This is a genomic window from Stenotrophomonas sp. HMSC10F06, from assembly GCF_001807865.1.
Classification (GTDB): Bacteria; Pseudomonadota; Gammaproteobacteria; order Xanthomonadales; family Xanthomonadaceae; genus Stenotrophomonas; species Stenotrophomonas bentonitica_A.
In genome coordinates, this window is the sequence record NZ_KV791285.1 from 96,459 (window position 1) to 123,376 (window position 26,918).

Below are 26,918 nucleotides of genomic sequence, written 5' to 3' on the forward strand. Positions count from 1 at the left end.
TGGTTGACCCGAGCCATGGCGAAGGCACGCCGCGGCCCCGCAGGGCGGGGCATGCCGCGCGTGCTTACCGCTTGGCGGTATCGGCCGCGGTGACCTGCGAATTCTTCACCGGCTCCACGCCCAGCGACGAGGTCGGATCGACGATCACCATCGTCTCGGTGGAACCATCCGGCCACACCACCTGGAAGGTGCTACCGGTCGGCAACGAAGCGAACGGCATGCCACTCTGCGCGCGATACACCGCAGCGACCTGACTGGCACCGGCACGACGCACTTCGGCATCGGCCTTGACCGAGGTCAACTGCACCTTGGACAGGCTTCGGTAACGATCATCGTAGGTATCGATCATCACCAGGCCCACTGCTCCGGCCGAGTACGCGACGAACAACGCGACCCAGAACCAGAATTTCGCACCGTGCAGGATTCGACGGTAATTCATCGCCCATTCCTCTGCTTGACCAGCTCTTCGACCAACACGTTCATTTTCCCCGCACCTTGCCGCGATACCGCGGCGTCATACACAAAAGTGGCAAAGTCCTGCCCACCGTTCTGCGAACAGATCCCTCCGTTCGCGCAGAAATTGTTCATCAGCACACTGTCCGGGCCGCACGCCATACCCAGTTCGCAGGCCGCCAGCCGCCAGGCCAGTTCGCTGAACTGATCGCCGGCCACCAGGCCGCTCATCGCGCTGTCCCCGCTGGCGCGCTGACCCATGCCTGGCGCGAGCGCCATGAAGGCTTCCGGATCGCGCGAATCCATCACGCGCTCGACCAGGCCGCGACGATAGGCCGGGGCGGTTTCCAGCGGATGACCTTCGGCGAACAGCGACGCCTCCGCAGCCAGGTTGCCGGCCTTGGCCGCCTCCAGACGCTGGGTCAGGATCAACGGGCGGCCGAGATTATCGCTGCTGACGAAACCCGCGCAGCGGCGCGACACGCGCTCGCGCGCGGCGACCATCGGTGCCGACGCGCTCATGCCCATGCCGGTGAGCAGGGTGTTGTCGAGCTGGTAACCGCCCGGGTCCATCGCGTACATGGCGCAGTAGTCGTACACCCGGCTCACCATCCACCCGGCCTCGGCGTTGCCATTGGCGGCCTGGAACTGCAGCCGCTGCGCGTAGGCGAACAAGTCGGTGTCGCCTTCGATATCCGCGCGCAGGTCCAGCGGAAGGCCCGAGGCCACCGCGGTGCCGCGCTCGCTGCCGAGCAGACGCCGGGCCAGCTGCCGCGCTTCGGCCGGAACCGCGCTGGTGGCCTCGCCGGCCTGGGGCCCATCCACCTGCGAGGTGGCCGGTTCGGCGTGCAGCACCCGATCGCCCGCGCGATAGCCCACCACCCCCAGCAACGCCAGGGCCGGTACGACCAGCAACCAGGTTTTCAGGGTCGGCACGAGCGCCATGGGCAGGACGTCACAGGCTGTCAGCGGTTGACAGCAGAACGCCCAGTTTAGCAAGCGCCCGCGAGGCTGTCTGAACCGGCTGTCAGGCCAATCTTACCGGCCGGCGAGACGCCCGCGCCGCGCGGCCGCCGGGACCATCGGCCCGCACTGGTCTAACATGCACGGTTTTCCGCCGGTCCCCTGCCCCCATGCCCTTCCTGGAACTGACCTTGCACTGCACCGAAGCCACCCAGCCGCGCTATGAGAATGCGCTGGACGACGTGGGCGCGCTGGCGGTGACCCTGCTCGATGCCGATGCCGACACCAGCAACGAGCGCGCGATCCTGGAGCCGGGCGTGGGCGAGACGCCACTGTGGAACGACCTGGTGCTGACCGCGCTGTTCCCGGGCGACACCAATGCGCTGGCCCTGCTGGCCGCGCTGGACGCCTTCGATCCGGGCCTGGACTGGGCAAATGCCAGCTTCCGCGCCGTGGCCGACGAAGACTGGGAACGCGCCTGGATCGACCAGTTCCAGCCGATGGCCTTCGGCGACCGCACCTGGATCGTGCCGTGGAACCACGACCTGCCGGAGGCCGCGCAGGCCGAGGATGCCGCCGTGGTCCGCCTGGACCCGGGCCTGGCGTTCGGTTCGGGCACCCACCCCACCACCGCGCTGTGCCTGCGTTGGCTGGACGGGCTGGCCACCGAAGGTGCGCTGGCCGGCAACACCGTGCTCGATTTCGGCTGCGGCTCGGGCATCCTCGCCCTGGCGGCGCTGAAGCTGGGGGCTGCCCGCGCGGTGGGCGTGGACAACGACCCGCAGGCGGTGATCGCCACCCGTGACAACGCCGAGCGCAATGGTCTTCAGGACCGGGTGCAGGTCTATCTGCCGGAGGACGAACCGCAGGCCACGTACCCGGTGGTGGTGGCGAACATCCTCGCCTCGGCGCTGGATGCACTGGCCGATGTGCTGGCCGCGCGCGTCGCGCCGGGCGGTCGCATCGCGCTGTCGGGCATCCTGCACGGGCAGGAAGGTGAACTGCTGGAGCGCTATGCCCCGGCCTTCGAGCAGCTGGCCGTGGCACAGGATGGCGACTGGATGCGCATCACCGGCGTCCGCCGTGCTTGAATAGCCCGTCCCCTGCCCGGTCCCGTGCCCATGTCCGAGCCTCCGATGCCGCCGCGACGCCCGCTCGCCACGTTCCTGCGTCCGTCTGCGCCGGCCCCGGCCGAACCGGCGGATCGTCCGGCCGTACCCGATGACACGCCGCCTGCGCCGTCGATGACATCCGTGGGCGATCGCATCGCGCCGCTGGCGGTGGAACAGGTGATCGATGCACAGCCGCTGCATGCGCCGCAGCGGTCCGCGCTGGCACCTGGCATCGGGGTCGACTCCGACGCTGATGCCGCATACCGGTTCGTCGCCGACGCGGCGCCCGCAGCCGCGCCGGTCGGGCAGGCGCCAGCGCCAGCGCCATCGCCTTCGACAGCGCTGCCCGATGACGGGCGCGCCCTGGGCGGGAACGCACCCACCCCGCCCACGGCTGCCCTGCCGCCAGCCGACGCGATCACCACGCCGAGCTTCCTGCGCCTGCCCGGTGCGCGCCTGCGCACGCCGCGCTGGCAGTGGGGCATGGTTGCCGGGCTGGCCGCGCTGCTGCTGGTGCAGATCGCGGTGGCCGACCGCGCCCGGCTGGCTGCCGATGCCGGCACGCGGCCGTGGATTGCCGGGCTGTGCAGCGTGCTGCGCTGCGCCTTGCCGGCCTGGCGCGAACCGACCGCTTTCAGCATGCTCAGCCGCGATGTACGCCCCGTTGCCGGCGTGGCCGGCGCGCTGCAGGTGCAGGCGAGCATCCGCAACGATGCACGCTGGGCCCAGGCCTGGCCGTCGCTGCGGCTGTCCCTGTCCGATGCCGATGGCCGCGTGATCGGCACCAATGTGTTCGCGCCGGCCGACTATCTGGATCGCGCGACGGACCCGGCCGCCACGCTGGAACCGGGCCAGAGCGCACAGATCGCCTTCCGCGTGCGGGAGCCTGCGGCGTCTACGGTCGCATTCACCTTTGAGTTCCTCTGAGGCACCGCCGGGCTGCCAGAGCGTGGCAGGCGGCCCACGCACGCGCTAGACTGACCCCATCATCATTCCGCCGTGGGCTGTTGTCCGCCCCGGCTCTTGCACCGGGAAACTCCTTGAACGCTGTCCTTTCTCGTCCTGACAACAGTCGTGGCGCGCCCAAGCCACCCCTGCGCGAACACGTGGCCCAGTCGGTCAGGCGCTACCTGCGGGACCTGGATGGCTGCGATGCGGACGATGTCTACGAGATCGTGCTGCGCGAGATGGAAATCCCGCTGTTCGTGGAAGTGCTCAACCATTGCGAAGGCAACCAGAGCCGCGCCGCTTCGATGCTCGGCATCCACCGCGCCACCCTGCGCAAGAAGCTGAAGGAATACGGCATCACCACCTGATGCCGGGCCGGGCGCGCGCATCGTTCCCGAGGAAAAGAAGGCCGGATCGAGCACGCCTCGGTACCGGCCTTCGTCGTTTCAGGGGCCCGCAGGCCGTCGTGGTGACCACCAACGCGGCCATGCCAGCGCCACTGGCCTACAATATGGCCCCGCTCCGCTTCGATCTCCTGCCCCCATGAGTTCCGATCTGCTGCCCGTGCGCCGGGCCCTGCTGTCCGTTTCCGACAAAACCGGTCTGATCGACCTGGCCCGCGCCCTCGCTGCGCGCAACGTGGAGCTGCTCTCCACCGGCGGGACCGCCAAGGCGATCCGCGAGGCTGGCCTGGCAGTGAAAGATGTCGCCGACGTCACCGGCTTCCCGGAAATGATGGATGGCCGGGTCAAGACCCTGCACCCGATGGTGCACGGCGGCCTGCTCGGCCGCGCCGGGCTGGATGACGCCGTCATGGCCGAACACGGCATCGGCGCGATCGATCTGCTGGTGCTGAACCTGTATCCGTTCGAATCGGTCACCGCCAAGGCGGACTGCACCCTCGAAGACGCCGTGGAGAACATCGACATCGGTGGCCCGGCGATGCTGCGTTCGGCCGCAAAGAATTTCGCCCGCGTGGCGGTGGCGACCGATCCGTCGCAGTACGACGAACTGCTGGCCGAACTGGACGCCAATGACGGCAAGCTGTCGGCGGCCAAGCGCTTCGCCTTTTCGGTCGCCGCGTTCAACCGCGTGGCCCAGTACGACGCGGCGATCAGCAATTACCTCTCGGCCGTGACCACCACCGACACCGCCGTGCCGGTGCGCGCGGAGTTTCCGGCCCAGATGAATTCGAACTTCGTGAAGGTGATGGATCTGCGCTACGGCGAGAACCCGCACCAGAGCGGCGCGTTCTATCGCGACCTGTACCCGGTGCCGGGCACGCTGGCCACCTTCCAGCAGCTGCAGGGCAAGGAACTGAGCTACAACAACCTCGCCGACGCCGATGCCGCGTGGGAATGCGTGCGTCAGTTCGACGTGCCGGCCTGCGTGATCGTCAAGCACGCCAACCCGTGCGGCGTGGCCGTGGGCGCCGGCAACGGCGATGCCTACGAGCTGGCCTATGCGACCGACCCGACCAGTGCCTTCGGCGGCATCATCGCCTTCAACCAGCCGCTGGACGCGGCCACCGCCAAGGTGATCCTGGACCGCCAGTTCGTTGAAGTGCTGATCGCTCCGGATTACGAGCCGGCCGCGCTGGAATACGCGACCAAAAAGGCCAACGTGCGCGTGCTGCGCATTCCGCATGGCGAAGGCCTCAACAACTACGACACCAAGCGGATTGGTTCCGGCCTGCTGATGCAGAGTGCCGACAACCGCGGCATGCGCCGCGACGAACTGACCGTGGTGAGCAAGCTGGCGCCGACCGAGAAGCAGTTCGCCGATCTGCTGTTCGCCTGGAAGGTCGCCAAGTTCGTCAAGTCCAACGCGATCGTCTACGCCAAGGACAACCGCACCATCGGTGTCGGCGCCGGCCAGATGAGCCGCGTGTACTCGGCGCGCATCGCCGGCATCAAGGCCGCCGATGCGAACCTGGTGGTGGAAGGCTCGGTGATGGCCTCCGATGCGTTCTTCCCGTTCCGCGATGGCATCGATGCCGCCGCTGCCGCCGGCATCAAGGCGGTGATCCAGCCGGGTGGCTCGATGCGCGACAACGAAGTGATCGCCGCCGCCGATGAGCATGGCCTGGCGATGGTGTTCACCGGCGTCCGTCACTTCCGTCACTGATGCTGGCATCGACACGGATGTCGTCCTCGCTCCGCAATCGCCTCGCAGCGGTGGTCATGGCCGTTGCTGCGGGGCTGCTGGGCTGCACGCCTGCCAGTGAACCGGGGGCGTCTTCCGAGCCCGCCAAACCGCACCGTGTGCTCAACACCACGGCGCAGCCAGAAGACACGATCCGCGTCAGGGGCGATCACACCGAGCGCCTGCAGGCCTTCCTGCGCCTGCGCTATGGCGACAAGGCCGCACTGGATGCGCCGTGGAAGGATGCGTGGGAGGACACCGAGGTGGAGGCACTTCGCCCGGTCACCCGCCGTGTGTGCGCGCGTGACACGGCCACGGCCGACGGTCAGGAACAGACCCTGCTGGCGGTGTGCCAGACCCTGGACGATGCCGCCACGGTCGAGCCGGGCCGGGTCGATCTGTACGTGCTGCGCGTGGGTACGGACGAGGAAAAAACCAACCGGGGCGGCTTCTTCGCGCAGCTGCCCGCCGATGATCCGCTGCTGGTCATGGCCCAGCGCCTGCAGGGGCAGTACGGGCGCCACGGTTCACCCGGCACGGTTCAGATCGCGCAGCTCGGCCCGCAGCGCCGCGCGTTCCAGATCTCCCACGAGGAACACCGGCGCGGCCATCGGCGCGTCTGGCGCAGCTACATCGCCGAACACAACCATCGCCTGCGCGATGTCGCCCGGTACCGCGATCACCTCGACAACCTTGCCCTGCACGGCTGTGACGGCAATCCGGCCGACTGCGGCGAGGGCGTGTTCGCGGTCGACTTCAACACGACCGTGGGCGACAGCAACGCCGTGGAGGGCTACTGGCCGCTGACGGTGCGTGCCAGCGGCCACGACTGCACGGGACCTGCGACCGCGTTCTACCACCTCATCTTCGATGCCCGGCAGCGCGCGTATCCGGTGCCGGACGACCTGCAGCGCGACGGCTGCGCCGACAGCTGAGGCCGTGGGTTGCCACGGCAGCCGACCGCCCGAATGCGCCCGCCGCCCGCACCGCGTAAAATCACGTTCCTGCCCTCTTACGCGAGAACTGCATTGAAGATCCTGGTCATCGGCGCTGGCGGCCGTGAACACGCCCTGGCCTGGAAGCTGGCCCAGTCCGCGAAGGTCCGCGAGGTCATCGTCGCCCCCGGCAATGCAGGCACCGCGACCGAACCCAAGTGCCGCAACGTGGCCGTCAAGGTCACCGACCTGGACGGCCTGCTGGCACTGGTCGGCACCGAAGGCATCGGCCTGACCGTGGTCGGCCCGGAAGTGCCGCTGGTGGCCGGTGTGGTCGATCGCTTCCGCGCCGCCGGGCACCGCATCTTCGGGCCCACCGCCGCCGCCGCGCAGCTGGAAGGCAGCAAGGCGTATGCGAAGGACTTCCTGGCCCGCCACAAGATCCCGACCGCGTTCTACGCCGTGCACACCGAGGTCGAGCCGGCGCTGGCCTACCTGCGCGAGAAGGGCGCACCGATCGTGGTCAAGGCCGATGGCCTGGCCGCCGGCAAGGGCGTGATCGTGGCGATGACCCTGGCCGAGGCCGAGGACGCGGTGCGCGACATGCTCTCCGGCAATGCCTTCGGCGATGCTGGCGCACGCGTGGTGATCGAAGAATTCCTGGACGGCGAAGAAGCCAGCTTCATCTCGATGGTGGACGGCAGGACCGCGCTGCCGATGGCGACCTCGCAGGACCACAAGCGCGTCGGCGACGGCGACACCGGCCCGAACACCGGCGGCATGGGCGCGTACTCGCCGGCCCCGGTGGTGACCGATGAAGTGCATGCGCGCGTGATGCGCGAGGTGGTCAACCCGACCGTGCAGGGCATGATCGCCGACGGCATTCCGTTCACCGGCTTCCTCTATGCCGGCCTGATGATCGATGCCAGCGGCGCGCCGAAGGTGATCGAATTCAACGTGCGCTTTGGCGATCCGGAAACCCAGCCGGTGATGCTGCGCCTGCAGTCGGACCTGGTGGATCTGGTCGAAGCGGCGATCGACGAGCGCCTGGATACCGTGGAGGCGCAGTGGGACCCGCGCCCGTCGCTGGGCGTGGTGATGGCGGCCTCGCCGTATCCGGAGACCCCGATCACCGGTGACGTGATCCACGGCCTGGACGCTGTCGCCGCGACGGCCAAGGTGTTCCATGCCGGCACCACGCTGGACGCGCAGGGCCAGGTGCTCAGCGCCGGCGGCCGTGTGCTGTGCGTGGCTGCACTGGGCGGCACGGTGGGCGAAGCACAGCGCAACGCCTACGCCGGCGTCGGTGCGATCCACTGGGCGCATGAGTTCCACCGCGGTGATATCGGCTGGCGGGCGATCGCGCGCGAGCAGGGCTGAGGCGGGTCAAGGGCAGCGACGGCTGCCGTACAGCGCAACGGCCCGGCATTGCCGGGCCGTTGTTCTAGAGGACGGCGTCGAGGCCTTTCCGGTCGATCAGGTTCAACAGTTTCAGCGATGGCCCACTGGGCTTCTTGTCGCCCTGCTCCCAACTGCGCACCGTTGAAACGCTGGTGTTGAGAACGCCTGCGAATACCGGCTGGCTGAGCGCAAGCGACGTGCGAAGTGCACGGATCTGGGCGCTGCTGTACGTGGGCACCGGCTCCAGGCACAGGGCGTCGTAGCAGATCAATCGACGCTTATCGATGACGCCATGCGCATGCAGGTGGACCGCAGCATCGTGCACGGCCTCCAGAAGTCGGCTCTTCGCGCGCCCGCGTTCAGAGGTCTTTGTCATGACAGATCTCCTGCAGGTCGCCGCATTTCACGGCGTGGTCCAACTGTGTCGAGCTCATTCCAAGAAATTCCGAGGCATACAATTGGAGCGCATCCCGTTCCGTAGCACTGATTGTCGCGCGCTCGTTCTTCTCATAGCCAAACAGGAAGAACCAACTGGTGCCCACCGGGGCCGCGATGATGGTCCGGACACTCCCGCGCTTACCACGACCAGGCAACCGCACCCGCTTCTTGAAGATGCCACCGCCCAGGTCAGCATCCACCAGGCCTCGACGCATCTCATCGACCGCGCGGCACAGGGCCTCGGCGGTGAGCGCAGACCTGCGCAGGCTGCGGTTGAAGCTCCGGGTGCGGAAGACACGTTGCATGATCATACCGTGCCACTGAGTGGTACGGCGTGAACATCAGCACGTGGCGTGCCCGGCTGTCGGAAAGATCAGTGGGCAAACACAGGTACAGCGCTGCCAGAACAGAAAAGGCCCGGCATCACGCCGGGCCTTTTCGCGTGACCACGCCAGTCACTGCATCACGCAGTAAACAGCGCCTTCATCTTCTTCAGGGCATTCGCCTCGACCTGGCGGATGCGTTCGGCCGACACGCCGTACTCATCGGCCAGCTCCTGCAGCGTCACCTTGCTGTCCGCGTCCAACCAGCGACGGCGGATGATGTCGCGCGAACGCGCATCCAGTTCGGCCATGCCTTCGCGCAGCAGCTGCAGCTGATTGTCTTCGCTGTCCATCCGCTCATACGCCATCGAAGGATCTTCTTCGTTGGCGCGCAGGTAGGCAGCCGGCGACGGCGGCGCATGATCGTCATCGTCATCGCTGGAGAGATCGAAACCGATATCGCGACCCGACAGGCGCGACTCCATCTCGAGCACTTCACGCTCGGACACGTTCAGGTCCTTGGCCACCGCGCTGACTTCGGCCGCGTTCATCCAGCCCAGGCGGGTCTTGGACTTGCGCAGGTTGAAGAACAGCTTGCGCTGCGCCTTGGTCGTGGCGACCTTGACGATGCGCCAGTTCTTGAGGATGAACTCGTGCATTTCCGCACGGATCCAGTGCACCGCGAACGACACCAGGCGAACGCCCATGTCCGGGTCGAAGCGCTTCACCGCCTTCATCAGGCCGATGTTGCCTTCCTGGATCAGGTCGCCCAGCGCCAGGCCGTAGCCGTTGTAGCCACGGGCGACGTGCACCACGAAGCGCAGGTGGGAATGGACCAGCTCGCGCGCGGCGTCCAGATCCAGCTCGTCGCGGAAGCGGCGGGCCAGATCCTGCTCGTCATCGACCGACAGCACCGGGATCTGGTGCACGGCACCGATGTAGGCGTCCAGCGAACCGAGCGCACTGGGAATCGGGAGATTGTTTGCCACAAGGGCAGTAGAGGTGTTCTGGCTCATAGCACTCATCTTAGCAGTCCCGGAATTGGACTGCTAAAGGGGAAAGAAGTTCCAGCGTTCTGTGGATGGGATGCTGGTACAGATTGCCCGTCTAACGTACCGCGAAATGATGACAGTGGCGAGAGCCTGGAAACGAGGCATCAACCCCCATGAAATCAATAGGATAGGGTGATGAATTGGGTGATATCACGTGTTTTCTGGCTGAACAGCCCGCCAGAAGCGCCCATTCATCCCGGAAAGGTTGCCGGCAGTTCAGCCAGGCATGGCTTGGCTCTACCCCCCATGCCCCCACGAAGCCGACCGCCAACACCGCCATCCCCTGTAGTGCCACGCCATGCGTGGCAGCCCGAACCCACCGAAGCCGTAATCCACGCCATGCGTGGCAGCCCGAACTCACCGACGCCTGGCAATACCCCGCCATGTTCAACCCGCAAGCGGCAGGTGGGGCAATCCATCATCGAGATGCTGGCCGTCTAGATGACGACCGCCAGTGATTACGCCGCCGGCTCCAGCGCAGCGCGCGGCGGCAGCGACCAGTCGATGCGGCCGTGGCCGCGGCGCTGCAGGTACTCGTTGGTCATCGAGAAATGCCGGCACCCCAGGAAGCCGCGATGCGCCGACAACGGTGACGGATGCGGTGCCTTGAGCACGCGGTGCCGGCCGGTATCGATGACCTTGCCCTTCTGCTGGGCGTAGCTGCCCCACAGCAGGAACACCACGCCCTCACGCTCGCGGTTGAGGGTATCGACCACGTGGTCGGTGAAGCCCTCCCAGCCGCGCCGCTGGTGCGCACCGGCGCTGCCCGCTTCCACGGTCAGCACCGCGTTGAGCAGCAGCACGCCGCGATGCGCCCACGGCAGCAGGCACCCGTGGTCGGGGCGCGGAATGCCCAGATCGGCCTCGATCTCTTTGTAGATGTTGAGCAGCGACGGCGGTACCGGCACGCCCGGCATCACCGAGAAGCTCAGGCCGTGCGCCTGGCCGTACCCGTGATACGGATCCTGGCCGAGGATGACCACCTTGACCTGGTCGAAGGGCGTGGCATCGAAGGCGGCAAAGATCTGCGGGCCCGGTGGGAACACCTGGGCTCCGGCCGCTTTGCGCTGGCGCAGAAAAGCGGACAACTCCCGCATGTCCGGCCGCAGCAGGTAATCACCGATACGCGTCTTCCAGCTCGGTTCGAGCTGGATGCTGGGTACTACATCGTCATTCATCGCACTGCAGGCTTGTCGTTGAGGCGGGACAGACGCAGCTGGAACAGCACCTTGGTGATGAGCAGCCGCTCTTCGATCGGCTTCTGCACCAGATCGTTGGCACCGGCCTGGAGCAGACCGGATTGATTGTGCGGGTTGCCGTCGCCGGTCATCACCAGCACCGGCAGGCGGCGTTTGCCGTAGCCGAAATCCACGCGCACGCGCTGCACCACGTCGCGACCACTGAGCTCGCCCTTGAGCGTGACATCGGTCAGCACCAGGTCGATGCGATGGCTGCTGCGGCCAAGCGACTCGGCGGTGAGCAGCGCGAACGCATCTTCGGCGGTCAGCACGTGCAGCACGTTCAGGCCCTGCCGTTCGAGCATGCGCTTGGTCGCCTCGGCGACGACGCGGCTGTCTTCAACGTACAGGATCGTCGCGCCGGGAATCGTCTCCGGCTGCACATAGCCGCGGATGAAGGTGGCCAGCGCTTCGTGACCGAGCGCCTTGTCGAAATAGTCGGTGACGTACTCAGTGAAGCGACGCTGCTCCAGATGCTGCTGCGCATCGCCGGAGACCACGATCACCGGTACGTAGGCCTGCCCCGCGGCGTCGCGCACGATGCGCGCCAGGTCGAGCCCGTCGCCATCGCTCAGCGTGAGCGAGGTGGTGACCAGGCTGACCGGGCCGGCATCCAGCGCCGCCCGCGCCTCGGCGATGCTCGCACAGCCCACCACCTCCACCGCCGGCAGTTCGCGTTGCAGCACATCGGCGATCAACTTGCGGACCAGCCGGGAGCCATCGACGACCATCACGCGCGGTGCGTCGTCGACGAGGTGCTTGAGGGCTTGCGGACGCATGCGGGGCTCAGGTTTCGGTGGGACGGGTCTGGCGCAGGAAATGTCCCGTCACCAGCCAGGCGCCCAGCCAGCCCAGCACCACGGTGCCGAGCAGCACGAACGAGGAATGCAGCAGGTCCAGACCATGCAGCACGAACGGGCTGCCATAACTCTGCGAGAGCGCGGCCAGCGGCGGGCGCAGCGCCAGCCCGGCGGCACCGATCAGGGCCAGCGCCACCGCGCCGGCGCCCAGGCCGTACCACGCGCCCAGGTACAGGAACGGGCGACGGATGAAGCCATCGCTGGCACCGAGCAGCTGCAGCACGCCGATCTCATCGCGGCGGGCCTGGATATCCAGGCGCACCGTGTTGCCGACCACCAGCGCGGCACCGAGCCCGAGCAGCACCGACAACACCTGCACCAGGCGCGTGCCGAAACCCAGCCAGCCATCCAGCCGCTTGCGCCACAGTGCATCGTGCTGCACCAGGTCGGCCTGCGGCAGGGCTTCCAGCGACTGCGCCAGGCGCGCGTCATCGGCGCCCTCGCCCGGGGTCACGATCAGCAGCGTCGGCAGCGGGTTGTCGTGCAGCGCATCGATCGCTTCGCCGAGCCCGGCGCTTTCGCGCAGCTCGGCCAGGCCCTGCTCCGGGGTCTGCACGGTGACGTTGGCCACATCGGCGCGGCCGCGCAGGGTCTCGGCGACTTGGCGGGCCGCATCGGTACCGGCATCGGTCTTGAGGAACAGGTTGATGTCGCGCGACTGCTGCACGCTGCCGGCGAAGTGCTTGAGGTTGTCCAGCGCGATCGACAGGCCCAGCGGCAGGGCCAGCGCCAGCGCCATGACCATCACCGTGAGCAGGGTCGCCCACGGCTTGCGCCAGGCGCGGCCGAGGCTGAAGACCACGCTGTGGCCGTGATGGTGCAGCCACACGCCCAGGCGCGAGGGCGCGGCGGTTTCCTTGGTCACCGGAGTATTCATTCGGCCAGGTCCTGCGGCGAGATGTCATCGACCAGGCGGCCGTGATCCAGGATCAGCACGCGCTTGCGCATGCGTCGCAGCAGGGCCAGATCGTGGCTGACCACCAGCACGCTGGTGCCGCGATCGGGCAACTCGGCAAACAACGCCATGATTTCCGCCGCCAACGTGGGATCGAGATTGCCGGTGGGTTCATCGGCGACCAGCAGCTTGGGCTCGCCGACAATCGCACGGGCGATGCCGACGCGCTGCTGCTCGCCGGCCGACAACTGCGAGGGCAGCGCTTTTTCGCGATGGCCCAGGCCCATCCGTTCGAGCACCGAGCGCACGCGCTTGCCGATCTCGTTGCGACGGGTGCCACGCAGGATCAGCGGCAGGGCGACATTCTCGGCGATGCTGCGGTCCATCAGCAGGCGGTGGTCCTGGTAGACCGCACCGACCTCGCGCCGATGCCGTGGAATACTGCCGCCGCGCACCTTCAGCAGGTTGCGCTCATCGAAGATCACCGCGCCGCGGCTGGGCCGCTCGTCGAGATGGATCAACTTGAGCAGGGTGCTCTTGCCCGCACCGGAATGACCGGTAACGAACAGCATCTCCCCGGGGGCGACATCGAAGCTGACGTCCACCAGTGCCTGGTGGCCGCCGGCATATTGTTTGCTGACATTGTCAAAACGCAGGACGCTCATCCCCTGATTATGCAGGACGAGCGTGGCGCGTAGGTAACGGCAACCTGATGGGGGGGCTGATCGGTAGCGCCGGCCAGCGGCCGGCACTACCTCAGCCGTCAGGTCTTACGAACCGGAGAGCATCCGGCGGATCTTGCGGCCCAGGCGGGTCAGGAACGAGGCGCCCGGATCGGCGGCCGGCGTGCCGCGCATCGGCTTGGCGGTCACCTGCACCGGGGTCACCGGGCCGGTGGCTGCCGCGCCTTCGGCACCTTCGACCGGACGGCCGTGGCGGCGACGACGACGCTTGCGCGGGGCGCGCTCGCCTTCCACGGCGGGGCTGCCCTCGGCGGACGGGGCGGCGGTCGGTGTGAGCTGCGGCTTGGCCACGGCATCGGCGGCGGCAGCCACCGGCTGCTCGCCTTCCACGCGCGGCTTGCGCTCACGGCGCGGCTTGCCATCGGCACTGCGCTCACCCGGGGCGCGGCGCTCGCCGCGGCCACCGGACGGCTTGCCGCCGCGGCTGCTGCCACCGCCACGACGCTGCTCTTCCGCCGCACGCGCTTCGCGCGCTTCACGGAAGATCTGGCCGACGCTCTCGTTCTCGTCGCCCTCGGCATCACCCTCGCCTTCGGGCGACGGTGCACGCGGCGCGCGCGGGATCGGGGTCAGGATTTCGCTGGTGACCGGCTCGACCGGAATCTTCTGGTCGATGTAGGCCTCGATATCCGGCAGGCCCATCGCGTAGCGCTCGCAGGCGAAGCTGATCGCATCACCCTCTTCACCCAGCCGCGCGGTGCGGCCGATGCGGTGCACGTAGTCTTCCGCATCGAACGGCAGGTCGTAGTTGTAGACGTACTTGATGCCGTCGATGTGCAGGCCGCGGGCGGCCACATCGGTGGCCACCAGGATTTCCAGCTGGCCCTTCTGGAAGCGGTTGAGCAGGCTTTCGCGCTTCTTCTGCGGCACATCGCCGGACAGCACGCCGACGCGGTAGCCGGCCTTCTCCAGCGAACGCGCGACGCGCTCGACGAACACCTTGGTATTGACGAACACCATGGTGCGGGCGCCTTCGCTGCGCGAGAGCAGGCCCAGCAGCAGCGGGATCTTCTCTTCGTCGGCCGGGAAGTAGATGCGCTGGCGCACGCGGGCGGCGGTGATCGATTCGCTCTCCACCACCAGCTTCTGCGGCTCGTTCATGTGCTCATAGGCCAGCTCCAGCACGCGGTGGCTGAGCGTGGCGCTGAACAGCAGCGTCTGGCGCGTGGTGCGCTCGGGCATGCGGCGCAGCAGGAAGCGGATGTCCTTGATGAAGCCCAGGTCGAACATGCGGTCGGCTTCGTCGAGCACGCAGATCTCGCAGGCGTGCAGCGAGACCACCTTGTGCTGCTTGACGTAGTCGATCAGGCGGCCCGGGGTGGCGATGATCACGTCCACGCCCTGCTGCAGGATCTCGCGCTGCTTGTCGTAGTCCACGCCACCGTAGACCAGCGCGAAGCGCAGGCCAAGGTCGGAGCCGAACTTCACAGCGTCCTTGTGGATCTGGATGGCCAGCTCACGGGTCGGGGCCAGGATCAGCGCGCGCGGGTCTTCCGGCTTGCGGTCGGCCAGCGCCGGACGGGTCAGCAGGCGGTTGACCACGGCGACCAGGAAGGCCAGGGTCTTGCCGGTACCCGTCTGGGCCTGGCCGGCGACGTCGCCGCCGGGCAGCGCGACCGGCAGGGTCAGCGCCTGGATGGGCGTGCAGCGGGTGAATCCGGCTCCTTCAAGGCCGGCCTGCAGGGCCGGGTGCAGCTCGAAGGAGGAGAAGGTCAAATCGGTCAGCGGTTTGTCGCTCATGAGTCCGTCTTGGTAAGGCCAGCCGGCAGAGGTGCGGGTGGCTTGCATCATCTTGGGGGGCACCGTCGCAAACGGCCCCTGCGCCGGGATTGGCGGGGCCGGACTTGGGTCCAGGGCGCCGCGCAATGCCCCAGTTTAGCGCAATGTCGGCCCCAAACCGGGACCGGCGGTCGCACCATCCTCTGAGAATTCCCGGCATCAGGACCTCTGGGTGGCCCTGTCGGCGTCGGCTTGGCCCCTGGACCCCGCGTTCACCGGCCCTGCCGCCGGTTGAACAGCCGCGTCCGTTGGACTGGAACCCAAGCCGGTGGTGCCACATATCTGACGTGACCGCCCCGCTTGGACAGGGGGGCGATCACGGGACGCTTCTTTCCAACCAGCGTCTGTCCGGTCACGGCGATAGCGGTACACTGCGCCCCGTGAGCGTCCAGGCATCCGCCGAACGCACCGCTGGCCGCCCGCGGCCACGAGGCACCAGACGAGGGTGACGCCCGGTTGGCGTTGCCCAAATTCAACTTCCTCCGGCCCTGCCGGGTGCATTACCAGACGAGAAACCAAGATGAGCGACAAGGTTGTACATGTCGGCGACGCCGACTTTGATAGCGCAGTGCTGAATTCCAAGGAACCGGTGCTGGTCGATTTCTGGGCCGAATGGTGTGGTCCCTGCAAGATGATCGCCCCGGCCCTGGACGAACTGGCTGACGCCTACAACGGCCGCGCCAAGATCGCCAAGGTCAACGTGGACCAGAACCGTGCCCTGGCCGCCAAGTACCACGTGCGCTCGATCCCGATGCTGCTGGTGTTCAAGGACGGCGAAGTCCAGGCCCAGCAGATCGGTGCCGTCGGCAAGGCCCAGCTGGCCGGCATGCTCGACAAGGCCCTGGCCTGATCGCTGCAGGCAGCCGGCCCCGTCCGGCTGCCACGCGGGCCCATCGCCCGCATGAATGACCCTGCCCCACCCGGCTTGCGCGCTGCCGCGAGCCGGTGTTAGTGTCGGCATATCCGGCCGCATTCGCGCGCCGCATCTTCTGGACGCAGTTTCCTTCCAGATCCTTTCCCAACGTTCGCCGCCCTGCCGGGCGCTCGCACCTTCTAGCGAGGAATCCAGCACTTGTCCGATATCACTACTTCCGAACCCGGGAGCGCCGACGCGCCCGCCGAGAAGCGCGTGCGCAAGCCGCGCGTCGCCAAGGCCGCCGCCAACACCGCTGCCGAGGCAGGTTCCCCCCCCTCACAACCCGCTCTGCCTCTGGCTGCCGCGTCTGACGCGCCGGCGCCGGCTGCTGCTCCTTCGGCAGCCCCGCAGGCATCGGCGCCGGCAGCTCCTGCCGGTGGCGACGCATCGCCCTCGCAGGGCGGTGGTCAGCAGGACACCGGCGACGGTGGCCAGCGCAACCAGAATGGCCGGCACCAGAACCAGAACCAGCAGGGCGGGCAGAACCCGTACCAGCAGGGTCAGGGCCAGAACCAAGGCCAAGGCCAGGGTCAGGGCCAAGGCAACCGCCGCGACCGTTTCCGCAATCGCCGTGACCGCAACCGCGGTGGCGATCGCTACAACGATGACGGCATGCCGCAGGACAACGGCGAACAGCAGCCGTTCGTGCGCAGCCAGCAGGCCAATGTGCCCGAGGGCTTCCCGGTCTATTCGCTGAGCGACCTCAAGCGCATGCCGGCGCAGAAGCTGCTGGAAATCGCCGAGCAGCTGCAGATCTCCGAAGGCGTGGCCCGTGCCCGCAAGCAGGACGTGATCTTCGCCCTGCTCAAGGTGCTGACCCGTCATGGTGACGGCGTCGCCGCCGACGGCGTGCTGGAAATCCTGCCCGACGGCTTCGGCTTCCTGCGTGCGGCCGAAGCCAGCTACCTGGCTGGCCCGGACGATACCTACATTTCGCCCAGCCAGATCCGCCGCTTCAACCTGCGCACCGGCGACCACCTGTCCGGCCGCATCCGCTTCCCGAAGGACGGCGAACGCTACTTCGCGCTGTCGATCGTGGACACCATCAACGGTGAGCCACTGGAAGCGTCCAAGAACAAGGTGCTGTTCGAGAACCTCACCCCGCTGTTCCCGCGCAAGCGCTTCACCCTGGAACGCGGCAACGGTTCGTCCGAAGACATCACCGGCCGCATCCTCGATCTGATGGCACCGCAGGGCAAGGGTCAGCGTTCGCTGATCGTCTCCCAGCCCAAGGCCGGCAAGACGATGATGATGCAGCAGGTGGCCACGGCGATCACCACCAATCATCCGGACGTGCACCTGATCGTGCTGCTGATCGATGAGCGCCCGGAAGAAGTGACGGAAATGCAGCGCACCGTGCGCGGCGAAGTCATCAGCTCCACCTTCGACGAACCGGCTGCGCGCCACGTGCAGGTCGCCGAAATGGTGATCGAGCGGGCCAAGCGCCTGGTCGAGCACAAGAAGGACGTGGTGATCCTGCTCGACTCGATCACCCGCCTGGCGCGTGCCTACAACAACGTGGTGCCCAGCTCCGGCAAGGTGCTCACCGGTGGTGTGGACGCCAACGCCCTGCACCGTCCGAAGCGCTTCTTCGGCGCGGCGCGTAACGTGGAGGAAGGCGGCAGCCTGACCATCATCGCTACCGCGCTGGTCGATACCGGCAGCAAGATGGACGAGGTGATCTACGAAGAGTTCAAGGGCACCGGCAACAGCGAAGTGCACCTGAGCCGTCGCATCTCCGAAAAGCGCGTGTTCCCGGCGATCGACATCAACCGCTCGGGTACCCGCCGCGAAGATCTGCTGATCGAACCGGAACTGCTGCAGAAGATCTGGATCCTGCGCAAGCTGCTGCATCCGATGGATGAAATGGCCGCAATGGAATTCCTGCTCGACAAGATGAAGAACACCAAGTCCAACGACGAGTTCTTCGGTTCGATGAAGCGCTGATCGGCGCAGCATCCGGACAGAAAGAGGCCCCGCACTGCGGGGCCTTTTTCGTTGAGAGGGTGCCCGGGTAGTGCCGGCCGCTGGCCGGCTCCACACATCCTCCGCCGAACGCCGGCCGGGCAGAGCCCGGCTCTACGGGCAGCGCACCACGCCCGGCGCCTTGTCTGCATTCACCGACACGCGCACCTGGGTAAACGCCGCCGCAAACGGCGTGTCGGCGCTCACCACGAACGGTGCTTCCACCGCACCCAGGTCCACGCCCTGCTTGGCAAAGCACGCCAGCGGTACGGTCACGGTCTGCTTCTGCCCCGGCGAAAGGGTGGCCAGGACCGGCGCGATATCCACGCCGCCCTCGCAGCCGGTACCGCACTGCATGCTCACCTTCACCGGCGACACCGGGCGCTGCACCAGCTGCACATCGAACTGCAGCGCGCCGTGGTTGCGTGCCAGCGCACCCAGGTTGCGCCGCGAGGAACTGCGTGCGATCAACTGCGCCGGCGCCAGCCAGGTCACTTCCTTGGCATCCTGCTGGGTATTGATCTGCACGGTGCGTACCTGCACTACCGGCGCGGCGGACGGCCAGCGCAACGTGGCGTTGAGATCGTTGCCCAGCGGCTGGGTGGCACCAGCGGCCGCCACATGCAGCGCGAACGGCGGCGTGTCGGCCCGGTTGAAGATCGGCAGCGTGGTGACCTCGCCGCAGTTGTCCGGGTTGGCCTCGGGCAGGCGGTCGACCTTGCCCGGGGTGCGGTAACTCAGGCCGTGGCCGAGCGCGAACAGCGGCGGCTGCTTCGGATCCGGACGGTCGATCGGCGCCGGGCACGGCACGCCCGGCCACGGGAAGCTCAGCCGCCCGCGGAAATCATGCGCGGGCTTGCCGTCCTTGCCAGCCACCAGCACGTCGGTGATGCCCTTGCCTTCGGTACCCGGCAGCCACGCCGCCACGAAGGCCTGGGAGTGGTTGAGCAGGTCGTTGGTGTACATCGGGCGCCCGGAGAAGTACACGGTCACCACCGGCTTGCCACTGGCCTGGGCCGCGCGCAGCACGGCCAGATCCTGCGGATAGGCACGGCTGTGGCTGACCGGATCGGACGCGAGGATGTCGCCGTTGGTTTCGGCATATGGCGTCTCGCCGATCACGGCCACCACGACGTCGAACTGCGCGGGATCCAGCGCCGTCGCATCGGCGCTGTAGGCAACCTTCTGTGCGCCAAGTTCGGCACGCAGCGCCCCCAGCACCGAATCGGCAGTGGGGAAATCGGCATTGCGGTTCTCGGTGCCCTGCCAGGTCAGCGACCAGCCACCGGACTGATCGGACAGGTTGTCGGCACTCTTGCCGACCACCATCACCCGCGCATCGCGGCGCAGTGGCAACACCTTGGCCTCGTTCTTGAGCAGCACCAGCGACTCACGCACGGCCTGGCGCGCCAGCTCACGGTGCTGCACGGCGGCGACGTCACCGGCATGACGGCTGTCGGACGGCTTGTGATCGAACAGGCCCGCGCGCAGCTTCACGCGCAGGATGCGGGTGACCGCATCATCGATGCGCGCCATCGGGATCTCCCCGCTCTCCACCTGGGCGATGGTATTGGCGATGAAGGCCTTCCAGTCATCGGGTACCATCACCATGTCGATGCCGGCGTTGATCGCCTGCGCACAGCTGTCGTTGCGGCAGCCCGGCACCTGGGCGATCCCGTTCCAGTCGGAGACGACGAAACCGTCGAAGCCCATCTTCTCCTTCAGCGCGCCGGTCAGCAGCGCTTTGTTGCCGTGCATCTTGCCGTAGTCGACGCCACCGCTGCGGTCGTTCCAGCTGTTGAACGAGGCCATCACCGTCTGCACGCCTTCGCCAAGCGCACCGTAGTAGCCCTGCCCGTGCACGTTGATCATGGTGGCCTTGTCGACCAGCGCTTCGCCCTGGTCGCGGCCGCTGTCGGTCGCGCCATCGCCGATGTAGTGCTTGGCGGTGGCAACGACATTGCCGTCGTCGCCGAAGCGCCCCTGCGCACCCCTGACATAGGCCTGGGCGAATTCGCGTACCACGTGCGGGTCGGAGGAATAGCTTTCGTAGGTGCGCCCCCAACGTGGATCGTGCGCTACTGCCAGCGTCGGCGCGAACACCCAGTCGATGCCGGTGGCACGCACCGCGTGTGCGGTGGCCCGGCCGATCCGCTCGATCAGCGCGGCGTCGCCGGCCGCGCCCAGCCCGATGTTGTGCGGGAACAGCGTGGCACCGTAGACGTTGTTGTGGCCGTGCACTGCATCGGTGCCCCAGATCACCGGGATCGGCGTGCGCGCATCGGTGGCCAGCGAGGCCGCCCGATACGCATCGGCCAACTGCAGCCACTGCGCGACCGTGGCGTGCTTGTCCATGCCCGGCCAGGAGCCGCCGCCATTGAGGACCGAGCCGATGTAGTACTGGCGGACCTGGTCGGGCGTGATCATCTTGATCTCGGGCTGGGTCATCTGGCCCACCTTCTGCGCCAGCGTCATCTGCGCCACGATCTCCTGCACCCGCGCCTCCAGCGCAGCATCCGGCCCGATCGCGCTGGTCACATGGGGCCAGTCCTTGAGGCGTTCACCGGTGGCCGGTGCGGCACCGGCCGTCGAGGCCAGCGCAGCCAGCAGGCAGGTAGCGAGAATCGTCTTGTTGGAGCTGGTCACTGGACATCTTCCTCTGATGAAATACGCGCGAACGGAACGGGCGGGACCGCAGCCGGGCAGCGGTCAGCGCCCCTCTCTGACAGCGCTGTCATATAAGCCCATGGCAACGCTGTCAACCGCCCGCGGCCCCGCTTGCGAACGGCGTCCCGCTGCAGCGGGGATCACCACCGGAGATGATGTCCAGGCCGTGCTTGAACTGCTGCATCGCGGCATGGAAAAACCGAACCCGCCACGCACGTCGCCGGCATGGCAACATCCGCCTGCATCGGCAACATCGATGTGACACACGCGCACTACCATCGGCACCTGGCCGCCCGCCCCTCCGAGAGGAACCCCCGCACCATGCGTAGTCGTATCGAGGATGTCGCCGCCGTTGCGGGTGTATCGATCAAGACGGTCTCCCGCGTGCTCAACAACGAGCCCAACGTTCGCGCGGAAACCCGGGAGCGGGTGCTGGCCGCCGTGACGCGCCTGGGCTACAAGCCCAACCTCTCCGCGCGCAGCCTGGCCGGGCAGCGCTCGTATGCACTGGCGCTGGTCTACAACAATCCCTCGCGCAACTACCTGATGGAGATCCAGAACGGGATGCTGGAGGCGTGCCATGCGCACCACTACAACCTGATCCTGGGCCCGGTCGGCACGGCGCGCCGCACCCTGCCCGACCTGGCTGCGCTGTTCGAGAATTCGCGCCCGGACGGGGTGGTGCTGATCCCGCCGCTGACCGATGACGCGGTGGTGCTGGCCTACCTGGAAGAGCATGAGATTCCGTATGCGTCCATCGCACCGCGGCATCCGGACGGCTGCATCGGCGTGCGCATGGATGAGACCACCGCAGTGGTTGAACTGATCGGTCATCTGGTCGCGCAGGGGCATCGCCGCATCGGCCATATCAAGGGCCCGCGCGCGCACGGGGCCTGCCAGTGGCGTCTGGCCGGCTACCGCCAGGCATTGCGCCAGTACGGCATCGCCTACGATCCGGCGCTGGTGGTCAACGGGCAGTTCTCGTTCGAATCCGGCATCGAGGCGGCCAATGCACTGCTGGACCTGCCAGAGCCGCCGAGCGCGATCTTCGCCGCCAACGATGACATGGCCGCCGCGGTGTTCCGCGTCGCCGGGCAGCGCGGCCTGCGCATTCCCCGCGACCTGTCGGTCTGCGGCTTCGATGACACGCCGATCGCCGGGCACATCTACCCGGCGCTGACCACCGTGCGCCAGCCGACCGCCTCCATGGGCAGGCTGGCCACCGAGCAGTTGATAGACCGCATCCGCTCCCCGGAGGCCGGGGTCATGGTCACCGTCGACCATGCGGTGCTGGTGCGCGAATCCACGCACCCCCCGCGTCGCCGCTGAGCGCCTGCCTCAGTGGCTGTGGCGTGAACCGCGCCAGGCGTAGAAGGCAATGAACAGGTAGCACAGCATCGGCAGCAGGAAGGACACCTGCAGCCCGTGATGGTCGGCCAGCCAGCCCATCGCCAGCGGGATCACCGCGCCGCCCACGATCGCCATCACCAGCAGGCTGGAGGCCTGCCCGGTCAACGTGCCCAGGCGGGCGATGGCCAGCGCGAAGATGGTCGGGAACATGATCGAGTTGAACAGGCCGATGCTGACCACGCTCCACTTGGCCAGGTTGCCGCTGCCGAGCATCGTCACCGTCAGCAGGGCGATCACGATCAACGCGAAGACCCCCAGCATGCGGCGCGGGTCCAGCCGGGTCAGCAATGCCGCACCCAGCAGACGGCCGACCAGCGCCCCCCCCCAATACAGCGACACGTAGCGCGTGGCTTCCTGCTCGGTCAGCCCCTCACCGATACCGGGCATCGAAAGGAAATTGACCAGCACGCTGCCGATCGAGACCTCCGCGCCCACGTAGAAGAAGATGGCCAGCACGCCATAGCGCAGGTGGCGATGGCGCAGCGCATCGCGCAGGCGGCCACTGCCGGTGGCGGCCGCGCCTTCCACGCCGGGAATGGCCGGCAGGCGGAACATCCAGATCGCCACCGCCAGCACGAACAGCGCGACGGCCAGGCCGAAGTACGGCAGCTGCACCGATTGCGCTTCGGCGGCGCGGTAAGCCAGTGCCTCGGCCTGCGGCAGCAGGGCCAGTTCATCGGCGGTGCGCGGCGCGGCCGAGAGAATCAGCAGGCCGCCGAACAACGGCGCGATCGTGGTGCCCAGCGCGTTCATCGACTGCGCCAGGGTCAGCCGGCTGGAACTGGTCTGCTCCGGACCGAGCAGCGCAACATAGGGATTGGCAGCGACCTGCAGCACGGTGATGCCGGTGGCCAGCACGAACAGCGCGCCGAGGAACAGGCCATACACATGCGCCTGTGCCGCCGGCCAGAACAACAGCGCGCCCACACCGGCGATGGCCAGGCCGGCAACGATGCCGCGCTTGTAGCCCACCGCCGCGACCAGGCGACCGGCGGGCAGCGACATCAGGAAGTACGCGCCGAAGAAGGTGAACTGCACCAGCATCGCCTGCACCCAGGTGAGCGCGAACGCCGCCTTCAGGTGCGGAATCAGGATGTCGTTGAGGCAGGTGAGGAAACCCCACATGAAAAAGATGGCGGTGACCACGGCCAGTGCAACGCCATTGCTTTGCACATGTTGTCCGCGGACGGCAGCAGGAGTGTCCATTGCATGTCCTTCCAGATTGGGAGAGCCGGCCAGTCGGCGGCCAGACATGGAACCTGCTTGGACCGCGATTGTCCAGCGCTGTCAGCCATCCGCTGTCCGTGGCCCGCGATGCTGCGGTGCGTGCACGCGATTCACTTCGCGCAGTTTCGTTCTGCACTGCACAACGCGTGTGCATCCTCCTTCCGGCGGCCGACGTCCCGGTGAAATCGGGCCACAACGCCTGCGTTGCAGTGCTTCCGCCGCGCAGGTGCCGGATGTGCAGGCAACGTGGAACGCGTGACGATGGCCAGGCAAAGCGCAGCGGGGACGTCGTTTGTTGACAACGCTGTCAACCATGGCTCCAATCCGGGCCGTGCGCACTGGAACCCGCGCCGACACAACGCAGAACCACCACGATCGAATTCCCTGGGGAGGGATCATCATGAAGACGTACAAGGCCGTACCCCGCAAGGCGATGCTCACCTCCGCACTTCTCGCTGTCCTGGCCGGCCCGGCCTGGGCGCAGGATCCCGCGGCCCGGGAAACCTCCACGACAGCCCCGAATGGCGTCGACCCCACCACGCTGGATGCGGTGCAGGTCACCGGCATCCGTGGCAGCCTCACCTCGTCGATGAACCTCAAGCGCGACAGCCAGGGCGTGGTCGACGGCATCGTTGCCGAGGACATCGGCAAGTTCCCGGATACCAACCTGGCCGAATCGCTGCAGCGCATCAGCGGCGTGTCGATCGACCGTACCTCCAGCGGCGAGGGCTCCAAGGTGACCGTCCGCGGCATCGGCCCGGACTACAACCTGGTGCTCCTGAACGGCCGGCAGATGCCGGCGTCCAACCTCGGCAACGGCGGTGCCGGCCTGAACGGCTCGCGATCGTTCGACTTTGCGAACATCGCCTCCGAATCGATTTCGGCCGTGGAGGTCTACAAGACCACCCGCGCCGACAATCCGACCGGCGGCATCGGTGCCACCATCAACATCAAGACGCTGCGTCCACTGGAGGCGGCGCCGGTCGTCAGCCTGGGCCTGAAGGCGGTGCACGACACCTCCAACGACAACGTGCCGCGCACGCTGCAAGGGTCCAACATCACCGGTGAGCTGTCGGGCATCTTCAGCCAGACCTACGCCGACGGACGCTTCGGCGTTGCACTCAGTGCCAGCCACCAGGAACGCGATTCCGGCTTCAACCAGGCGACCGTTGCCGAAGGCTGGGCGACGCTTCGTGGCAGCGACACCACCGACTGGCGGGCATTGCCACAACCCGGCACGGGCTATGCCGACCGGATCACCAACCGCCCGGGCCCCGATGATATCTATGGCCGCCCGCAGAACTCGGCCTACAACGTCAATGCGGTACAGCGCCAGCGCACCAACGGGCAGGCCACGTTCCAGTGGAAGCCGCTGGACAACGTGACCACCACGCTGGACTACACCTATGTCGAGAACAAGGTCCAGCAGCAGCGCAGCGAACTGTCGGTGTGGTTCAACTACGGCCCCGGCGACAGCACCTGGACCAACGGCCCGGTTGCCGCGCCGATCGTCTACAGCGAAGACGTGGTCAACGGCGACGTGGCCATGGGCGGCATGAAGCTGGCGACCAAGAACAACATGGAAGCGGTAGGCTTCAACGTCGAGTGGGAGGTCAACGACGCGCTGGACATGACCTTCGACTACAACCGCGCCAGTGCCGAATCGCAGCCCGATGGCCCCTACGGCTCGGCGGGCGTGCTTGGCGTCGCCGCTTACGTGCGTGGCAAGACCACGGTCGATTACAGCGGCGACCTCCCCATCATCAACATCGCACTGCCTCCTGGCGGCATCCAGGCATCGGATGCCCTGGTGACCGGCTCGGTCTTCCAGAACAGCTACAACAAGTCTGAAGTGGAGCAGCTGCAGGCCAAGGGCGTGTTCCGCTTTGCCGACTACTCCGCGCTGGATTTCGGCGTGGGCCACACCAAGGTGGACAACCGCTCGGCGGCGGCCATCATGCAGCGAGACAGCTGGGGCGGCGTCGGTACGCCTGCGGACTACGATGACAGCATCTGGTACGCCGATGACATGGCCAAGTACTTCAAGGCGTTCTCCGGCCACAACGATCCGCGCCTGACGGGCCAGTTCCTGGTGTTCGATTTCGACCGCCTGCGCGATCGTGCCGCCCAGGTGGCCAATGGCGTGGAACCGGCCTGCCCCACCTGCTATGTCGCCCCGACGGAATACTCCGAGGACATCCGCACCACGGAAACGTCCAAGAGCGCCTACCTGCAATACCGCACTACCTTTGACTGGAACATGCCGCTGCATATTGCCGCGGGTGTGCGCTACGAAGAAACCGAGGTGGAATCGCAGGCGCTGGTGCGCGTCCCGACCTCCATCAGCTGGAATTCGCTCAACGAGTTCAACATCACCTACGCCGACGAAGGCGCCTTCGTGGGTGGCAAGGGCAAGTACGACTACATCCTGCCCAATCTCGACCTGAAGCTGGACCTGAGCGAATCGTTGGCGCTGCGCGGCAGCTACAGCCGCAGTCTCGGCCGTCCAGGCTGGACGCAGATCGAAAGCGGGCAGCGTCTGGACAACATCGTGCGCACCCAGGGCGGCACCGGCTCGCGTGGCAACCCGGCACTGGAGCCGTTGCTCTCGGACAACTTCGATCTCTCGCTGGAGTGGTACTACGGAGAGGCCAGCTACGCCTCGGTCGGCTTCTTCCGCAAGAACATCAAGAACTTCATCAGCAATACGATCGCGCGTGAGGATGCAGGCAGCCTGCACACCCCCGTGGGCGGCGCCTACTGGAACGAGGCACTGGCATCGGGCTGCGTGGCCACCGATACGGTGTGCATCCGCAACTACATCTTCACCAACCATGCCGGCGACCCGGGCGTGACCTCCACCGGCGTCAATTCCGCAGGGCAGCAGACCGGCAGCATCGTCGGCCAGCCGGGTGATCCGATTGCCGGGTTTGACGTCACCCTGCCGGCCAACCAGCGTTCGGACCACCTCCAGGGTTGGGAAGTGGCCGTGCAGCATCTGTTCGGCCAGTCCGGCTTTGGCGTCGCGGCGAACTACACCAAGGTGAAGTCCGGCCTGACCTTCGACAACCTCAGCCTGGGCGACCAGTATCCGATGATCGGCCTCAGCGATTCTGCCAACGCGGTGCTGTTCTACGACAAGAACGCCTGGCAGGTGCGTGCGGCCTACAACTGGCGCGACAAGTTCCTCAACGGCATCGGCGGCCAGGGCCCCAACCCGAACTACACCGAAGCCTACGGCCAGCTTGATCTCAACATCAGCTACGCGGTCAGCGAGCAGCTGACCCTGAGCCTGGAAGCGATCAACCTGAGCGACGAGACCATGCGCACCTACTCGCGCCACACCAACATGCTGCGCTACGCCACCCAGACCGGCCCGCGGTACATGTTCGGCGTCCGTTACAAGTTCTGAGTCGGCACTGCCGAGCTGCAGCACCGGAAGGCCGCG

22 protein-coding genes are annotated in these 26,918 nt (G+C 67.1%); 10 read left to right on the top strand and 12 right to left on the bottom strand.

Annotated features, from left to right (window positions below):
- Positions 1-64: 64 nt before the first annotated feature.
- Together HMPREF3113_RS10700 and HMPREF3113_RS10705 are read right to left on the bottom strand one after the other, a co-directional pair.
- Positions 65-439: a hypothetical protein gene (locus tag HMPREF3113_RS10700; protein WP_019183529.1), complete on the bottom strand. Its 375-nt coding sequence runs from the start codon at positions 437-439 to the stop codon at positions 65-67.
- On the bottom strand, positions 436-1,398 hold the full coding sequence (locus HMPREF3113_RS10705) for a hypothetical protein (RefSeq protein WP_019183528.1): 963 nt from the start codon (positions 1,396-1,398) through the stop codon (positions 436-438). The genes HMPREF3113_RS10700 and HMPREF3113_RS10705 overlap by 4 nt, the downstream gene beginning before the upstream one ends.
- A gap of 188 nt (positions 1,399-1,586) precedes the next feature.
- On the opposite strand from HMPREF3113_RS10705, the gene prmA reads away from it, so the two are divergent.
- The 6 genes from prmA to purD all read left to right on the top strand — a co-directional run bounded on the left by prmA (position 1,587) and on the right by purD (position 7,936).
- Complete coding sequence (gene prmA, locus HMPREF3113_RS10710) at positions 1,587-2,507, top strand: 50S ribosomal protein L11 methyltransferase (protein WP_070472212.1); 921 nt, start codon at positions 1,587-1,589, stop codon at positions 2,505-2,507.
- Positions 2,508-2,537: 30 nt separating this feature from the next.
- Entirely contained in the window at positions 2,538-3,455 is a 918-nt protein-coding gene (locus HMPREF3113_RS10715; protein WP_070472215.1) for a DUF3426 domain-containing protein, read from the top strand.
- Positions 3,456-3,568: 113 nt separating this feature from the next.
- Positions 3,569-3,844, top strand: coding sequence for a DNA-binding transcriptional regulator Fis (gene fis / locus HMPREF3113_RS10720; RefSeq protein ID WP_026069829.1), 276 nt, complete (start codon positions 3,569-3,571; stop codon positions 3,842-3,844).
- Between the two features lie 175 nt (positions 3,845-4,019).
- Positions 4,020-5,603 (top strand): bifunctional phosphoribosylaminoimidazolecarboxamide formyltransferase/IMP cyclohydrolase, encoded by a 1,584-nt coding sequence (gene purH, locus HMPREF3113_RS10725; protein ID WP_070472217.1) that lies wholly within the window; start codon positions 4,020-4,022, stop codon positions 5,601-5,603.
- Between the two features lie 17 nt (positions 5,604-5,620).
- A complete protein-coding gene (locus tag HMPREF3113_RS10730) occupies positions 5,621-6,556 on the top strand; it encodes a hypothetical protein (RefSeq protein ID WP_070472220.1) in 936 nt (311 codons plus the stop codon).
- Between the two features lie 93 nt (positions 6,557-6,649).
- On the top strand, positions 6,650-7,936 hold the full coding sequence (purD, locus tag HMPREF3113_RS10735; protein WP_070472222.1) for a phosphoribosylamine--glycine ligase: 1,287 nt from the start codon (positions 6,650-6,652) through the stop codon (positions 7,934-7,936).
- Positions 7,937-8,000: 64 nt separating this feature from the next.
- Here purD and HMPREF3113_RS10740 read toward each other — a convergent pair whose 3' ends face one another.
- The 8 genes from HMPREF3113_RS10740 to rhlB all read right to left on the bottom strand — a co-directional run bounded on the left by HMPREF3113_RS10740 (position 8,001) and on the right by rhlB (position 15,246).
- Positions 8,001-8,333 (bottom strand): helix-turn-helix domain-containing protein, encoded by a 333-nt coding sequence (locus tag HMPREF3113_RS10740; protein ID WP_070472225.1) that lies wholly within the window; start codon positions 8,331-8,333, stop codon positions 8,001-8,003.
- Entirely contained in the window at positions 8,317-8,700 is a 384-nt protein-coding gene (locus HMPREF3113_RS10745) for a type II toxin-antitoxin system RelE/ParE family toxin (RefSeq protein WP_070472598.1), read from the bottom strand. Before HMPREF3113_RS10745 ends, HMPREF3113_RS10740 begins: the two co-directional genes overlap by 17 nt.
- A gap of 158 nt (positions 8,701-8,858) precedes the next feature.
- A complete protein-coding gene (gene rpoH, locus HMPREF3113_RS10750; RefSeq protein WP_019183519.1) occupies positions 8,859-9,734 on the bottom strand; it encodes an RNA polymerase sigma factor RpoH in 876 nt (291 codons plus the stop codon).
- 494 nt (positions 9,735-10,228) lie between these two features.
- Complete coding sequence (gene ung / locus HMPREF3113_RS10755; protein WP_070472228.1) at positions 10,229-10,948, bottom strand: uracil-DNA glycosylase; 720 nt, start codon at positions 10,946-10,948, stop codon at positions 10,229-10,231.
- Positions 10,945-11,787, bottom strand: coding sequence for a response regulator (locus tag HMPREF3113_RS10760; RefSeq protein ID WP_019183513.1), 843 nt, complete (start codon positions 11,785-11,787; stop codon positions 10,945-10,947). The genes ung and HMPREF3113_RS10760 overlap by 4 nt, the downstream gene beginning before the upstream one ends.
- A gap of 7 nt (positions 11,788-11,794) precedes the next feature.
- The gene (gene ftsX / locus HMPREF3113_RS10765; RefSeq protein WP_070472232.1) at positions 11,795-12,745 is read right to left on the bottom strand and encodes a permease-like cell division protein FtsX; all 951 of its coding nucleotides are present in this window, start codon (positions 12,743-12,745) and stop codon (positions 11,795-11,797) included.
- Positions 12,742-13,428, bottom strand: coding sequence for a cell division ATP-binding protein FtsE (ftsE, locus tag HMPREF3113_RS10770; RefSeq protein ID WP_019183511.1), 687 nt, complete (start codon positions 13,426-13,428; stop codon positions 12,742-12,744). Before ftsE ends, ftsX begins: the two co-directional genes overlap by 4 nt.
- Before the next feature lie 105 nt (positions 13,429-13,533).
- Positions 13,534-15,246: an ATP-dependent RNA helicase RhlB gene (gene rhlB, locus HMPREF3113_RS10775; RefSeq protein ID WP_070472235.1), complete on the bottom strand. Its 1,713-nt coding sequence runs from the start codon at positions 15,244-15,246 to the stop codon at positions 13,534-13,536.
- 559 nt (positions 15,247-15,805) lie between these two features.
- Here rhlB and trxA point away from each other — a divergent pair.
- Both trxA and rho read left to right on the top strand, forming a co-directional pair.
- Positions 15,806-16,135: a thioredoxin TrxA gene (gene trxA / locus HMPREF3113_RS10780; RefSeq protein WP_019183509.1), complete on the top strand. Its 330-nt coding sequence runs from the start codon at positions 15,806-15,808 to the stop codon at positions 16,133-16,135.
- A 222-nt stretch (positions 16,136-16,357) separates the two neighbouring features.
- Positions 16,358-18,148 (top strand): transcription termination factor Rho, encoded by a 1,791-nt coding sequence (rho, locus tag HMPREF3113_RS10785; protein ID WP_019183508.1) that lies wholly within the window; start codon positions 16,358-16,360, stop codon positions 18,146-18,148.
- A gap of 132 nt (positions 18,149-18,280) precedes the next feature.
- Here rho and HMPREF3113_RS10790 read toward each other — a convergent pair whose 3' ends face one another.
- Positions 18,281-20,812, bottom strand: a complete 2,532-nt coding sequence (locus HMPREF3113_RS10790; RefSeq protein ID WP_070472240.1) for a glycoside hydrolase family 3 protein — start codon at positions 20,810-20,812, stop codon at positions 18,281-18,283.
- 342 nt (positions 20,813-21,154) lie between these two features.
- Between HMPREF3113_RS10790 and HMPREF3113_RS10795 the strand changes: the two genes are divergently transcribed.
- Positions 21,155-22,162 carry a LacI family DNA-binding transcriptional regulator gene (locus tag HMPREF3113_RS10795; protein WP_046273075.1) on the top strand — a complete coding sequence of 336 codons (1,008 nt, stop codon included), beginning with the start codon at positions 21,155-21,157 and terminating at the stop codon, positions 22,160-22,162.
- A 9-nt stretch (positions 22,163-22,171) separates the two neighbouring features.
- Here HMPREF3113_RS10795 and HMPREF3113_RS10800 read toward each other — a convergent pair whose 3' ends face one another.
- Positions 22,172-23,449 (bottom strand): sugar MFS transporter, encoded by a 1,278-nt coding sequence (locus tag HMPREF3113_RS10800; protein WP_046273074.1) that lies wholly within the window; start codon positions 23,447-23,449, stop codon positions 22,172-22,174.
- Between the two features lie 421 nt (positions 23,450-23,870).
- On the opposite strand from HMPREF3113_RS10800, the gene HMPREF3113_RS10805 reads away from it, so the two are divergent.
- Complete coding sequence (locus HMPREF3113_RS10805) at positions 23,871-26,882, top strand: TonB-dependent receptor (protein ID WP_070472243.1); 3,012 nt, start codon at positions 23,871-23,873, stop codon at positions 26,880-26,882.
- Positions 26,883-26,918: the final 36 nt, after the last annotated feature.